Annotated in this window: 12 protein-coding genes; 4 read left to right on the top strand and 8 right to left on the bottom strand. The window is 62.1% G+C overall.

The features are described from left to right. The first annotated feature begins 3 nt into the window (after positions 1–3). Positions 4–1,155 carry an acyl-CoA dehydrogenase family protein gene (locus tag QOM08_RS13600; RefSeq protein ID WP_047226493.1) on the top strand — a complete coding sequence of 384 codons (1,152 nt, stop codon included), beginning with the start codon at positions 4–6 and terminating at the stop codon, positions 1,153–1,155. Between the two features lie 126 nt (positions 1,156–1,281). On the opposite strand, the gene QOM08_RS13595 is transcribed toward QOM08_RS13600, so the two are convergent. The 7 genes from QOM08_RS13595 to pssA all read right to left on the bottom strand — a co-directional run bounded on the left by QOM08_RS13595 (position 1,282) and on the right by pssA (position 9,469). Further along, complete coding sequence (locus QOM08_RS13595; RefSeq protein WP_047226494.1) at positions 1,282–2,055, bottom strand: enoyl-CoA hydratase; 774 nt, start codon at positions 2,053–2,055, stop codon at positions 1,282–1,284. 13 nt (positions 2,056–2,068) lie between these two features. After that, positions 2,069–3,196 carry an acyl-CoA dehydrogenase gene (locus QOM08_RS13590; RefSeq protein ID WP_316913177.1) on the bottom strand — a complete coding sequence of 376 codons (1,128 nt, stop codon included), beginning with the start codon at positions 3,194–3,196 and terminating at the stop codon, positions 2,069–2,071. A 9-nt stretch (positions 3,197–3,205) separates the two neighbouring features. Beyond that, on the bottom strand, positions 3,206–4,393 hold the full coding sequence (locus QOM08_RS13585; RefSeq protein ID WP_316913176.1) for an acetyl-CoA C-acyltransferase: 1,188 nt from the start codon (positions 4,391–4,393) through the stop codon (positions 3,206–3,208). Between the two features lie 11 nt (positions 4,394–4,404). Then, positions 4,405–5,166, bottom strand: coding sequence for an SDR family NAD(P)-dependent oxidoreductase (locus tag QOM08_RS13580; protein ID WP_188251707.1), 762 nt, complete (start codon positions 5,164–5,166; stop codon positions 4,405–4,407). A 16-nt stretch (positions 5,167–5,182) separates the two neighbouring features. Further along, complete coding sequence (locus tag QOM08_RS13575; RefSeq protein WP_316913175.1) at positions 5,183–6,847, bottom strand: AMP-binding protein; 1,665 nt, start codon at positions 6,845–6,847, stop codon at positions 5,183–5,185. 250 nt (positions 6,848–7,097) lie between these two features. Next, complete coding sequence (locus QOM08_RS13570) at positions 7,098–8,114, bottom strand: AraC family transcriptional regulator (RefSeq protein ID WP_160892810.1); 1,017 nt, start codon at positions 8,112–8,114, stop codon at positions 7,098–7,100. An 11-nt stretch (positions 8,115–8,125) separates the two neighbouring features. After that, positions 8,126–9,469 (bottom strand): CDP-diacylglycerol--serine O-phosphatidyltransferase, encoded by a 1,344-nt coding sequence (gene pssA / locus QOM08_RS13565; RefSeq protein WP_139050333.1) that lies wholly within the window; start codon positions 9,467–9,469, stop codon positions 8,126–8,128. A 121-nt stretch (positions 9,470–9,590) separates the two neighbouring features. Between pssA and QOM08_RS13560 the strand changes: the two genes are divergently transcribed. From QOM08_RS13560 to QOM08_RS13550, 3 genes are all read left to right on the top strand, one after another. Further along, positions 9,591–10,160 carry a TetR/AcrR family transcriptional regulator gene (locus tag QOM08_RS13560; RefSeq protein ID WP_316913174.1) on the top strand — a complete coding sequence of 190 codons (570 nt, stop codon included), beginning with the start codon at positions 9,591–9,593 and terminating at the stop codon, positions 10,158–10,160. Positions 10,161–10,214: 54 nt separating this feature from the next. Beyond that, positions 10,215–10,694, top strand: coding sequence for a DUF1348 family protein (locus QOM08_RS13555; protein ID WP_047226502.1), 480 nt, complete (start codon positions 10,215–10,217; stop codon positions 10,692–10,694). Positions 10,695–10,967: 273 nt separating this feature from the next. Next, positions 10,968–11,369, top strand: a complete 402-nt coding sequence (locus tag QOM08_RS13550) for a hypothetical protein (RefSeq protein WP_047226503.1) — start codon at positions 10,968–10,970, stop codon at positions 11,367–11,369. A 33-nt stretch (positions 11,370–11,402) separates the two neighbouring features. Here QOM08_RS13550 and QOM08_RS13545 read toward each other — a convergent pair whose 3' ends face one another. Beyond that, the gene (locus QOM08_RS13545; RefSeq protein ID WP_173406985.1) at positions 11,403–13,826 is read right to left on the bottom strand and encodes a TonB-dependent receptor; all 2,424 of its coding nucleotides are present in this window, start codon (positions 13,824–13,826) and stop codon (positions 11,403–11,405) included. Positions 13,827–13,859 lie beyond the last annotated feature (33 nt).

The following is a 13,859-nucleotide window of genomic DNA, read 5'->3' as shown; positions in this document are numbered from 1 at the left end:
ACCATGCACGACCTTGAGCTGACCGAAGAGCAAGTGATGATCCGCGACATGGCCCGGGATTTTGCCCGCGGCGAGATCGCCCCTCATGCCCAGGCCTGGGAAAAAGCCGGCTGGATCGACGACGCCCTGGTGGCGAAGATGGGTGAGTTGGGCCTGCTGGGCATGGTGGTGCCCGAGGAATGGGGCGGTACCTACGTCGATTACGTGGCCTATGCCCTCGCGGTGGAAGAAATCTCCGCGGGCGATGGCGCCACCGGGGCGCTGATGAGCATTCACAACTCGGTGGGTTGCGGGCCGGTCCTCAATTTCGGCACCGACGAACAGAAACAGACCTGGCTGGCCGATCTGGCCAGCGGCCAGGCCATTGGCTGCTTCTGCCTCACCGAACCCCAGGCCGGGTCCGAAGCCCACAACCTGCGCACCCGCGCCGAACTGCGGGACGGGCATTGGGTGATCAATGGCGCCAAGCAATTCGTCAGCAACGGCAAGCGCGCGAAACTGGCGATTGTTTTTGCGGTGACGGATCCTGAGCTGGGCAAGAAAGGCATTTCGGCGTTTCTGGTGCCGACCGACACGCCGGGCTTCATCGTCGATCGCACGGAACACAAGATGGGCATCCGCGCTTCGGATACCTGCGCCGTGACCTTGAACAACTGCACCATCCCCGAAGCCAACCTGTTGGGGGCTCGCGGCAAAGGCCTGGCGATTGCCCTCTCCAACCTAGAGGGTGGTCGCATCGGCATCGCGGCACAGGCCCTGGGCATCGCCCGTGCGGCGTTTGAAGCGGCCCTGGCTTACGCGCGGGACCGGGTGCAGTTCGACAAGCCGATCATCGAACACCAGAGCATCGCCAACCTGCTGGCCGACATGCACACCCGCCTGAACGCCGCCCGCCTGCTGATCCTCCACGCCGCCCGCCTGCGCAGCGCCGGCAAGCCATGCCTGTCGGAAGCGTCCCAGGCCAAGCTGTTCGCCTCGGAAATGGCCGAAAAAGTCTGCTCCTCGGCCATGCAGATTCATGGCGGGTATGGGTATCTCGAGGATTATCCGGTGGAGCGCTACTACCGCGATGCGCGGATTACCCAGATCTATGAAGGGTCGAGCGAGATACAGCGGATGGTGATTGCCCGGGAGTTAAAGAACTACCTGGTGTGATGGCTGAAAAAGCATCGCGAGCAGGCTCGCTCCCACAGGGTTCGGAGGTGTACACAGAGATTGCGTACACCAAAGATCCCATGTGGGAGCGAGCCTGCTCGCGATGGCGTCAGTCAGGACGCCGCATTACTTGTCCTGAAACTCCGCCGCCCGCTTGGCCACGAATGCCGCCATGCCTTCCTTCTGATCCTGCGTGGCAAATGCCGCATGGAAGACCCGGCGCTCGAAACGCACACCTTCGGACAGGCTGACTTCAAAGGCGCGGTTGACGCTTTCCTTGACCATCATACTGATGGGCACTGACTTGGAGGCGATCAGAGCGGCGGTTTTCAGCGCGTCGTCGAGCAATTCATCAGCCGGCACGATGCGCGCAACGATGCCGCAACGCTCAGCTTCCACTGCATCGATAAAACGACCGGTCAGGCACATTTCCATGGCCTTGGCCTTGCCCACTGCGCGAGTCAGCCGCTGGGTGCCACCCATGCCCGGCAGCACGCCCAGGTTGATCTCCGGCTGACCGAACTTGGCATTGTCACCGGCCAGGATAAAGTCGCACATCAACGCCAGTTCGCAACCACCGCCCAAGGCAAACCCGTTCACTGCCGCGATGATCGGCTTACGCCGGTTAGCCACGCGGTCGCTGTCGCTGAACAAGTCATCGAGGTAGATCTGCGGGTAGGTCAGCTCGGCCATTTCCTTGATGTCGGCACCGGCGGCAAAGGCTTTTTTCGAGCCGGTCAGCACGATGCAGCCAATCTTTGGATCAGCCTCCAATGCATCCAGCGCCTGGTTCAGCTCGCTGACGATCTGCGCGTTCAAGGCGTTCAACGCCTGGGGACGGTTGAGGGTGATCAGGCCAACGCGGTCCTTGATCTCCAATAAAATCGTTTCGTAGCTCATGCAGGACTCCTGTTCAAAGATTGCGCGAAATGACCATGCGCTGAATGTCGCTGGTGCCTTCATAGATCTGGCAGACGCGCACGTCGCGGTAGATGCGCTCCAGCGGGAAATCGTTGAGGTAACCGTAACCGCCCAGGGTTTGCAACGCCATGGAGCAGACTTTTTCGGCCATTTCCGAGGCGAACAGCTTGGCCATGGACGCTTGCACCAACGCCGGCTGGCCGTTGTCGCGCAAAGCAGCGGCGTAATGGACCATTTGCCGCGCCACGGCGATATGGGTGGCCATGTCCGCCAGACGGAACGCCACGGCCTGGTGTTCGATAATCGGCTTGCCGAAACTTTGCCGCTCGCGAGCATAGTCGCGGGCCGCTTCGAACGCCGCGCGGGCCATGCCCACGGACTGCGCCGCGATACCGACCCGCCCGCCTTCCAGGTTCGCCAGGGCGATCTTGTAGCCCTCGCCCTCCTCTCCCAAACGGTTGCCCACCGGAACACGGACATCCTCGAACAGGATCTGGCAGGTGTCGGAGGCGTGCTGGCCCAGTTTGTCTTCGACCCGCGCCACGCTGTAGCCCGGCGAATCGGTGGGCACGATGAACGCACTGATGCCACGCTTGCCAGCGCCCGGATCGGTCACCGCAAACACAATCACCACCCCGGCGTTCTGCCCGGAGGTGATGAACTGCTTGCAACCATTGAGCACGTAGTGATCGCCCTCCAACCGTGCCCGGGTCTTGAGGCTACTGGCGTCCGAACCGGCCTGGGGCTCGGTCAACGCAAAGGCACCGAGCATCGCACCGCTGGCCAGGGGGGTGAGGAATTTGGCCTTCTGCTCATCGTTGCCGAACTTGAGGATCGGCACGCAGCCCACCGAGTTGTGCACGCTCATGATGGTCGAGCACGCCCCATCGCCGGCGGCGATCTCTTCCAGGGCCATGGCATAAGTCAGGTAACCGGTGTCGCAACCGCCCCACTGCTCCGGCACGAGCATGCCGAAGAAACCCAGTTCGGCCATTGCAGCAATGGCTTCCTTAGGGAAGCGGTGCTCGCGGTCCCACTCAGCGGCGAACGGTTTCAAGCGCTCCTGAGCGAACTGCCGGGCCACGTCGCTGATTTGAGTCTGTTCTTCAGTCGGGAGCATGGTGATTCCTTAATACAGACATTCAACGGCCATGGCCGTGGCTTCGCCGCCACCGATGCAGATGGCCGCGACGCCACGCTTGAGGCCTTTCTGGCGCAGGGCCGAAAGCAGCGTCACCAGGATCCGCGCGCCCGACGCACCGATGGGGTGGCCCAGCGCGCAGGCGCCGCCATGGACGTTGACCTTGTCGTGGGGGATCTCCAGCGCACCCATGGTCGCCAACGCCACCACTGCGAAAGCCTCGTTGATTTCAAACAGCTCCACGTCGTCGAGCGACCAACCGGTTTTGTCCATCAGTTTCTTCACCGCGCCGATGGGGGCGGTGGGGAACAGGCTCGGCGTGTCGGCAAACGCGGCGTGGCCGTGAATCACCGCCAACGGCTTCAGGCCTCGCTCCCGGGCCTGGCTCTGGCGCATCAACACCAGCGCTGCGGCACCGTCAGAGATGGAACTGGCATTGGCTGCGGTGACCGTTCCGCCCTCACGGAACGCCGGTTTGAGCGAGGCGATCTTGTCCAGACGAGCCTTGGGCGGCTGCTCATCGTGGCGCACGGTGACCTGTTCCTTGCCGACCATGACCTGCAACGGCACGATCTCGGCGTCGAAGCTGCCGTCCTTGATCGCCTGTTGGGCTCGGGTGGTGGAAGCGATGGCGAAAGCATCCTGGGCTTCGCGGCTGAAACCATTGGCTTCAGCGCAATCTTCGGCAAAGGTGCCCATCAGGCGGCCCTTGTCGTAGGCATCTTCCAGGCCATCGAGGAACATGTGGTCGAGCACCTTGCCGTGGCCCATGCGCAAACCGCCGCGGGCGCGGTCGAGCAGATACGGGGCGTTGGACATGCTTTCCATGCCGCCAGCCACCACCACCTCGGCGCTGCCGGCGATCAGCATGTCATGGGCAAGAATTGCCGCCTCCATGCCCGAACCACACATCTTGTTGAGCGTGGTGCAGCGGGTCGATTTATCGAGCCCGGCCCCCAGTGCGGCCTGGCGCGCCGGAGCCTGGCCCTGGCCTGCCGCGAGCACACAGCCAAACAGCACTTCTTCAACCGCATCAGGGGCAATGCCGGCCCGCTCCACGGCAGCTTTAATGGCGGCGGCTCCCAGTTGCGGAGCGCTGAGGCTTTTCAGTTCACCTTGAAAGCCGCCCATGGGGGTGCGGACGGCGCTGACGATAACAATCGGATCGTTGGACATGACAATTGCTCCTACTTGGCAGCCATACGCAAGGCGCCGTCGAGACGGATCACCTCACCGTTGAGCATGGTGTTTTCAATGATATGCCTGACCAGCGCCGCGTACTCGGCCGGTTTGCCCAGGCGCGGTGGAAAAGGCACGCCAGCAGCCAGGGAGTCGCGTACTTCGGGTGTCATGCCGGCCATCATCGGCGTTTCGAAAATGCCCGGGGCGATGGTCATCACACGGATGCCGAAGCGCGCCAGTTCCCGGGCGGCCGGCAGGGTCAGGCTGGCGATGGCGCCTTTGGAGGCCGCGTAGGCTGCCTGGCCGATCTGGCCGTCGAAAGCCGCCACCGAAGCGGTATTGATGATCACGCCACGCTCACCCTCGGCATCGGCCTCGGTTTCACTGATGGCAGCGGCGGCCAGACGCAACAGATTGAAGCTACCGATCAAGTTGACGTTGATCACCTGGCTGAAGCTGGCCAGCGCGTGCGGGCCGTTCTTGCCGAGGATCTTCTCGCCGCGCACGATGCCGGCGCAGTTCACCAGGCCATTGAGGCCACCGAACGCCGCGACAGTGGCCTTGACCGCCGCGTCAGCCGCCGCCTCGTTGCTGATGTCCGCCACCACGCTCTGGCAGCCCAGCATCTGCGCCTGGGCAGCCACGGCTTCGGCGTTGAGGTCCACCAGCATCACCTTGGCACCGGCCTTGACCAGCATCTCACCGGTGGCCGCGCCGAGGCCGGACGCGCCGCCGCTGACGAGGAAAATCTTGTTGTCGATCTGCATCATGGTTTCCTTGGATTCAAGCTGAAACGTTAGGCGCCGCGGCCTCTTGAGCCTTGGCGATCTCCTGGTTGCGCAAGATAAAGCGCTGCAACTTGCCGCTTGGGGTTTTCGGCAAATCACTGACAAATTCGATTTCACGGGGATAGGCGTGAGCGGCCAAGCGCTTACGCACGTGCTGGCGCAGCTCTTCGGCCAGCTCCGGCGCGGCGCGGTATTGGGCGCTGAGCACCACGAAGGCTTTCACCAGTTCGGTGCGTTCGGGATCGGGCTTGCCGACCACCGCAGCCTCGACCACGGCGGGGTGTTCGATCAGTGCGCTTTCCACGTCGAACGGGCCGACGCGATAGCCGGAGGTGGTGATCACATCGTCGCTGCGGCCGACGAAGCTGATGCTGCCGTCCGGGTTGAACTCAACAGTGTCGCCGCTCAGGTAATAATCGCCGACGAAAGCCTTGGTTGGCCCGCCCTCGTAACCGGCGAACCAGCACATCGGTGACTGGCTGCGGTCGACGGCGAGAATGCCCGGCTGGCCCACGCCCAATTCACGGTTATTTTCATCCAGCACCACGATCCGGTGGCCCGGCGAGGCGAAACCAGCCGCGCCCATGTGCACCGGATGCTCCAGCCCGTGGTGATTGCACAGCACCATGCCCAGTTCGGTCTGGCCGTAGTGATCGTGGATCACCACGTTCAGGTTGTCGGCAAACCAGCGGATGACCTCCGGGTTCAGCGGCTCTCCGGCGCTGCTGACCGCGCGCAGCGTGCCCTTGATCGAGCGGGCGAACTGATCGCCCCCGGCGATCAACAAACGATAGGCAGTGGGTGAACCGGCGAGGTTGGTGATGCCGTACTTGTTGATGACTCGGCAAGTGCTTTCCAGGGTGAACGGCCCATCGTAGAACGTGATGGGATGCCCCATGGCCAGAGGGCCGGTCACACCGAAGTAGATGCCGTAGGCCCAGCCCGGGTCAGCGAGGTTCCAGAAGGCGTCTTCGGGACGCAGGTCCACGGCGTCACGCATGTAGCTCTGGAATGCGACGATGGCCTTGAGCGGCACCGACAGCGCCTTGGCCGGCCCGGTGGTGCCGGAGGTAAACATCAACAGGAACGGGTCTTCGCCACTGAGCATCACCGGTTCGCACTGGTTTGCATGGTTCGCCACTTCTGCCCAGAAACTGTAATCGCCGCGAACGATGCCCTGGCCTTTTGCGCCGCCGACCGTGACCACTGTGGGGCAACCGGCTACATCGTTGAGTTTGGGGCGATTGACCGCGTCGGTGACCACAACACGCGCACCGGAGCTGCCCAGACGGTGTTCGATGGCCTTGGGGCCGAACGCGGTGAACAACGGCTGATACACCGCGCCGATGCGCCACGTGGCGAGTACCACGATCAGCAATTCAGCGGTACGTGGCAGCAGGCCGGCCACCTTGTCACCCTTGCCCACGCCTTGGGCCAGGAGGAAATTGGCAAAACGCGCGGCGTTGTCCTGCAAGTCACGGTAAGTCCAGGTCGCGTCGCTGCCGTCGCGACCCTCCCAGAACAAGGCAATGCGCCCCGGCAATGCATGCTGGTCGCAACACTCGACACAGGCGTTCAATGCCTCGAGCGAGCCGTGCAGCGCGGTGTTGACGGTGTGCAGGTAATCGAACTGTGACGTGGCGGACGAGTAATCGCGCATGACCAGAATCCCTCTGTACTTTTTATTGGTTGGGGGAACCGTAAACAGCAGGGAAATACTCGCGCCGAAGGGCTTGGGCGGCAATGGTCAAAGCCATCAAGTTGCTTGACTGGTTTGGCCATGGTTGGGTGATGTGGCGTCTGGGAGGCCGTTATCGCGAGCAGGCTCGCTCCCACCGGGGCAATGCGAACCTTATGTGGGAGCAAGGCTTGCCCGCGATAGCGCAAGCCCACTCAACCCACATCCCGGATCAGCCAGGATCGTTGAGAATCAGGCTGCGATAATGTCCCGGATTGGACCCGGACCACTTGCGAAACGCCTTGTAGAAGGAGCTGGCATCGGCAAATCCCAGGCGCGCGGCGATTTCCACGAAGCTGATGGAAGGTTCTGCCAGCCAGTTGATGGCCAACTCCTTGCGCACACTGTCCTTGAGCCCTTGATACGTCTGGCCCTCCTCCGCCAAGCGGCGGCGCAGGGTCGAGGCCGAAACGCACAACTGCTGGGCCAGAGCCTCGGTCTCCGGCCACTGCTCGGGTGGCAATTGGCGCAGGTCGTGTCTGATGCGGCTGGCGAGGCTTTGCGGGTCGCGATATTTGACCAGGATGTTGGCCGGTGCCTGGGCCAGAAAGCGGTTGAGTTCCTCGGTGCTGCGTCGGATGGGCAGGTCCAGGCATTCGGCGGAGAAGATCATCCGGGTGCGGGGCCGGTCAAAGCGTAGGTTCCGGGAGAACATCACACGATAGTCGTCGCAGAAATCCGGTTCCGGGCAACGCAACTCAATGGAAAGAATCGGAATACGCCGCCCGGCCAGCCAACAGGCCACGCCATGAACAATCATCCAGTAGGTGAAATAGGTGAAGGCCCGTCGCGGATCCTGATCGTCCTCCAGCAGGACGATTTCCGCCAGGCTCTGCTGGCGGACCCATTGGGCCGGCAACTGTTCGAACATCAGCGAGAGGAACCCCAGCCCCGCCGTCAGGCCGCTCGCTAGCGTGGGTTGGGCCATGGCGCACTGGCAGAGAAACGCCAGGCTACCCGACTTGAGCTTGCGCGGGTCCATGCCAAAAAACTCGTCATCCAGGCGTCGGGCGAGCAAACGCCAGAGCCGCGCATAAGCATGGGCCGGGACCCGCGCCTGGGAGTCGTCGAGCAACGCAGGGTCTATGCCGACCTTGCTCAGAACCTCATCGGTGGCCGCTCCGGGAGCGCAGCTTTGCAGCAGCGCCTCACGTACCAACTGGATGGAGATGGTGTCTTTTTCCGACATAGCACGAGCTTTCACAGGATCCGGTAAAGCAGCCGCTCGATCCGCACCCGGCTGACCCGTTTCAGAAACCTGGCGACTGCGGCGGGATAGTCCGGCAGGGTTTCCAGGTCCAGATATCGATCGATGCGCCGGGTGTGCTGGTAAATCTGCTCAAGCTCGGCCTGACGCGGCCCCAGCAGTTCGCCCTTGGGGTCATCCAGCAACAAAGCGTTTTCCAGGTCCAGGCGAAACGCCCGTGGATTGAGGTTATTGCCGGTCAGCAAGGTGTAGCGCTCGTCGATCCACATGCCCTTGAGGTGATAGGTATTGTCACCGTCACGCCACAGGTGCAGGTTCAGTTGGCCGCTGTCGATGTAACGCTGATGCCGCTTGGCGAAGCGGCGCAGGCTGATTTCGTAGAGATAGGGCAGCGCGGCGATGATCTTGAACGGCTCGCTGGGCGGCATGTAGAAGTCGTTGGCGGTTTTGTCGCCGACGATAATGTCGATCCTGACCCCGCGAGCCAGCGCGCGATTGATTTCCCGGGTCACCCCCAGGGGCAGATTGAAATACGGCGTGCAGATGGTCAGTTGCCGGCGACTGCTGGCAATCAATTCGCCGATCACCCGGCTCAACGGATTGTTCTTGCCCACGCCCAGCAACGGGCTCACCGACAGGCCGCTCTTGTCGAGGTTGCCGGCCTGCGTGTCATACGCGGCGTACTTGAGCCGGCTGCGCAGATCGCCGATGTCCTTGCGCAGGCTGCGAGTGCTGGGCAGGTTCGGCAAATCCAGACGATGCACGGCGCTGGAGGCAATCAAGCCATGCTGTATCAGGTGCTGCATCGAGTCGGCCAGTGCCTCGTTGCGCAACAGGTGGTAGCGGTCGTAGCGGTATTTGTCGAACTTGTGCAGATAGACGTTATTGAGGCTGGCGCCGCTGTAAAGCACACAGTCGTCGATCACGAAGCCTTTGAGGTGCAGCACGCCGAACAACTCGCGAGTCTGCACCGGCACGCCGTAGATCGGCACTTCGCTGGCGTGAGTGCGGGTCTGTTCCTGATACCACGCCGAATTGCCCGGCTGCTTCTTGGCGCCGATCAGCCCGCGCTGGGCCCGCAGCCAGTCCACCACCACGACCACGTCCAGTTCCGGACGCTTGGCCTTGGCGGCGTGCAAGGCATCGAGGATTTCCTGCCCGGCCTCGTCCTCTTGCAGGTACAGGGCGACGATGTAGATGCGCTGGGTGGCCTGGGCGATTTGCTCCAGCAGGCAACGGCGGAACTCGGCGGCGCCATCGAGGATGGTCACGGCATCGGCGGTCAGTGCAAAGCTGCGCAGCTTAGGCAGCAAGGGGCGTTTGAAAAGCGACGGCATAGGGCTCGCAAAAGGTCGAATCCGAAGAATGGTTGAGCTTACACCATCGATGGGTTCGGGTCTTCAGGGCGTCATGAAAAAACAACTTGACCAAGGAGAACGATCGTTCTACTGTAGCGACATGAACGAAATCAATAGCAATGAGACCCGAGACATTATTCTCGATGTCGCCGAAAAGTTGATCTATAAAAGTGGCATCGCGGCCACCGGCATGGATCGGCTGGTGAAAACCGCCGGCGTCTCCAGAAAGAGCATTTATCGCTACTTTGCCAACAAGGACGATCTGATCGTGGCCGCACTCCAGCGGCGCGACGAACGCTGGATGCACTGGTTCAGCAGTGAGGTCGACAAGGCCCCTACTCCGCGCACCCGGCTGCTCAACCTGTTTACGGTGCTCAAAACCTGGTTCGACAGCGAAGGTTTCCGTGGCTGTGCGTTCATCAACACCAGTGGCGAAACCGGCGACCCACAGAACCCGGTCCGCCAGGTCGCCAAACTGCATAAACAGAAGTTGCTCGACTATGTAACTCGGCTGTGCACAGAACAAGGCGTCGAGAGCCCGGAAGCCTTGGCCCGGCAGTTACTGATCCTGATCGATGGCGCCATTACCGTCGCACTGGTCATGGGCGATCACAGCGCCGCTGACCAGGCCCAAAACATACTGAAGTCCTTATTGGCTGAAACTGAATAACCCGTTCCCGTAAACCGCTGTGCCACTTGCTCGATCACTCACTGGAGATCTGCCATGTCATCCACTGCTGAAGTTCGTCCGCCGCTGCCGCCTTTCACCCGTGAATCGGCCATTGAAAAAGTCCGCCTGGCCGAAGACGGCTGGAACTCCCGCGACCCACAACGGGTGTCCCTGGCCTATACGCTGGACACTCAATGGCGCAACCGTGCCGAATTCGCCCATAACCGCGAAGAGGCCAAGGCCTTCCTGACCCGTAAATGGGCCAAGGAACTGGACTACCGGCTGATCAAAGAACTGTGGGCCTTCACCGGTAACCGTATCGCCGTTCGCTACGCCTACGAATGGCACGACGATTCGGGCAACTGGTTCCGTTCCTACGGCAATGAAAACTGGGAGTTTGACGAGCAAGGGTTGATGTCCAACCGCTACGCCTGCATCAACGACATGCCGATCCAGGAAAGCGAACGCAAATTCCATTGGCCGCTGGGTCGCCGGCCGGATGATCATCCGGGGCTGTCTGACTTGGGGCTGTAGGCGCACGGCATTTGTATAAGCAACAGAAACCTTGTGGGAGCGGGCTTGCTCGCGAAGGCGGTGCGTCAGCGGGTAGCAATGCTGGACGAGCAACCGTCTTCGCGAGCAAGCCCGCTCCCACATTGCTGCTGCGGGCTCGGCCCAGCTCCCGCTCGCAACGGCGCTAGACAAGCGGCCACTCACCAGGGTTGACCGGCATGCCGCCAGGCATCACATTGCCTGGACCGCCGATACACTCAGAGGCGATTTGCTCGTTGCTGACCTGTGGAGCCCATGACCGCGTCGATTCCGATCCGCCCCCCCTGCCCGCCTGGTGTCTGTGACTGCGGGCGTGATGCGTTGCTGCAAACCCCGGGCAGTGACCTGCGCATTCTTTGCTTGAACCGTCAGGAAGAAAAACGCCTGCTCGAACGGCTGGAAAATATCCAGAGCCTGGACGAACTCCAACGGTTGCAGCAGCGTATGTACGAGAACCTCGGAATCCGCCTGAGCGTCGAACCCGGCTACAACGAAGTACGCACCATGCGCGGCATCGCCATCGAGTTCCAGGAGCAGCCCGGCCTGTGCCGCAAGATTCGCCAGTCGATCCCCACCGCCATTCGACGCGGGTTGGAAAAACGTCCCGAAATCGCTTGGCGCTTGCTGGATGCCCACGACCTGTTCCGTGACGCCTGAGAAACAGCTTCATCCCTGAAGCTGCACATCGGTCTAGAAGTCCACGGTGGCCGAAAGCAGGTAAGTGCGCGGCGTTGCCAGGGTCAAGCCTGCCTCGCTGTCATCCGAGGCGCCGGCTGAACTCCAGTAGCGCTTGTCCGCGACGTTCTCGACATTGGCACGCAGGGTGATGTTCTTCTGGTCCACCTTGAACGCGTAGCGCGCGCCTACATCCACACGCTCCCAGGAATCGATTTCCTTGGTGTTGGACTGGTCCAGGTACTGCGAGCTGGAATGGATGGCGCGGCTGGTCAGGGTCAGGCCCTGCACGGTCGGCACATCCCACTCGGCGCCCAGGTTGACATTGTATTTGGGCGTGGCCGGCGCCCGATTACCATCAAAGGCACCATCGGTGGTATCGGTCAACTCGCTGTCGATATACATGACCCCGCCGAGCAAACGCAAACCCTTGAGCGGCTCACCGAACACGCTCAACTCAACCCCGGTGTTCTCGCGTTTGCCGTTCGGGCCGAAGACACGGGTCGTGGCATCGGTGGCGTAGGCAGGCTGCTTGATCCGGAAGACGGCGGCGGTGACGGCGAGCGCACCCGCGTCATATTTGGCTCCCACCTCGACCTGACGACTGATGAACGGCGGGAATATTTCGTCCTCGTTGATCGAGGTCGATGGCGCGATCTTGCCCTGGCTCAAACCTTCCATGTAGTTGGCATACAACGACAGCTTATCGGTTGCCTTGAACAGGATTCCGCCCGACGGCGACATCTTTTCCTCGTCGTACGCGGTGGCGCCTTTGACGTTATCCGTCCAGTCGTCAACCTTGATCCGCTGCCAGCGGGTGCCGAGGGTCAGCAGCAGTCGATCATCGAAGAAACCCAGAGTGTCGGACAGCGCCACGCCGGTGGAGCGGTTTTCGGTATAGACCTTGCTGTCCTGGCGCGTGGGGTCGCTCGGAGTCGGCGTTTGCACCGGGTCATACAGGTTGCTCGGGGACGAAGCATAACGAGCGCCGCCATTGGTGAAATCCATGTAGAAGTAGCTGGCGGCCAGGTTGATCTCATGGCTCACCGGGCCGGTATGGAACCAGTTGCGCACCCCGGCCGTGGCCGTGCGGACATTTTCATCGCGGGTAAAGTCGCGGGGTTGAACGCTGAAGTCGCCAGCGTCGTTGCTGACCGAAACGTTGTGCCGCAGGAAGTCATGATCACTTTTGCGCGCCCCCGCACTGCCGTACAGCATCACGGAATCGTTGACATCGTATTGCGCGTTCACCGCGCCGAAAGTGTCCTTGGTGCGCGCCTTGCTCCAGCGCTGAGCGTAGTTGCGGCGCACATCGCTGGCGTGCGGGACCTGTGCGTTGGCACCGACCAGCACACGCTCCTGCGGCGCGTCGGTATCGCGCTCGGTGCGCCCGATATCCGTCGAGAGGCGTAGACGCTCGCCACGAAAATCCAGGCCCAGTACGGCCATGTCGCGGTCGACACTCTGGTGATCCCATTCAGTGTCGCCGGACTGCTTCACGCCGTTGAAACGAACGCCGAACTGGTTGTCTTCACCAAAACGCCGGGCGACATCCACGGCGCCGCCGAGCTGGTTGTTGGAGGCGTAGCTGCCCGTGAACGAAGTGATGGGCTTGTCGGTGGCCCGCTTGGGCACCACGTTGATCCCGCCACCCACGCTGCCACGTGGCGAGACGCCGTTGATGAGCTGGGTCGGGCCCTTGATGATGTCGACGCGGTCGGCCATCTCCATGTCGATCGAATAGGTCGGCAGGATGCCGTAGAGGCCGTTGTAGGCGACATCACTGTTGAACAGGCTGAAACCGCGAATGGTGAACTGCTCGAAACGCCCGCCTGCCGGATTGGTGGCGCGAACCGAAGGATCGCTGGCAATCAAGTCGCCCAGGGTCCGAGCCTGCTGGTTCTTGACCACTTCGCTGGTATAGGTGGTCATGCTGAACGGGGTTTCCATGAAGTCCCGCGATCCGAGCAAACCTTGCGAGCCGCGGCGCGCGACCTGGCCACCGGCATAGGGCTCGCCCTGCGCCAGGCTCGTGGCCCCCATGATCGAGGTGGGAGCCAGTTGCAAGCTGCTGCCTTCCGGCGCCGGGGTCAGGATGTAAGCCTGCTCGCCCACTGGCTGCAGTTGCAGACCCGAACCCTGCAACAGCCGGGCAAAGCCCTCCTCCACGGCATACTCCCCCGACAGACCGGGGCTGTTATGCCCGCTCACCAGGGCCGGGTCGACCGACAGGTTGACCCCCGCCAGGCCGGCGAACCGGGTCAGCGCGGCGCCGAGGCTGCCGGCCGGCACCTGATAGCTGCGTCGGGCAGCTTCTTCGGCCTGGCTGGAGGACATGAACAATGGACTGGCGCTCAGACTGAGCACGAGACTCAGGTTCAACAGCGGACGCCAGCCGGCAAGGGCTGGGCGAAAACGCAAAGGTACTACTGCGGACATTGGTGGGAGCTCTCGTTTTTGTTCAGTTGCCTT

The sequence above is a fragment of the Pseudomonas sp. P105 genome, from assembly GCF_032614175.1.
Taxonomy (GTDB): domain Bacteria; phylum Pseudomonadota; class Gammaproteobacteria; order Pseudomonadales; family Pseudomonadaceae; genus Aquipseudomonas; species Aquipseudomonas rhizophila.
The sequence above is the reverse complement of the archived record's forward strand: the minus strand, read 5'-3'. Positions and strand labels throughout refer to the sequence as shown.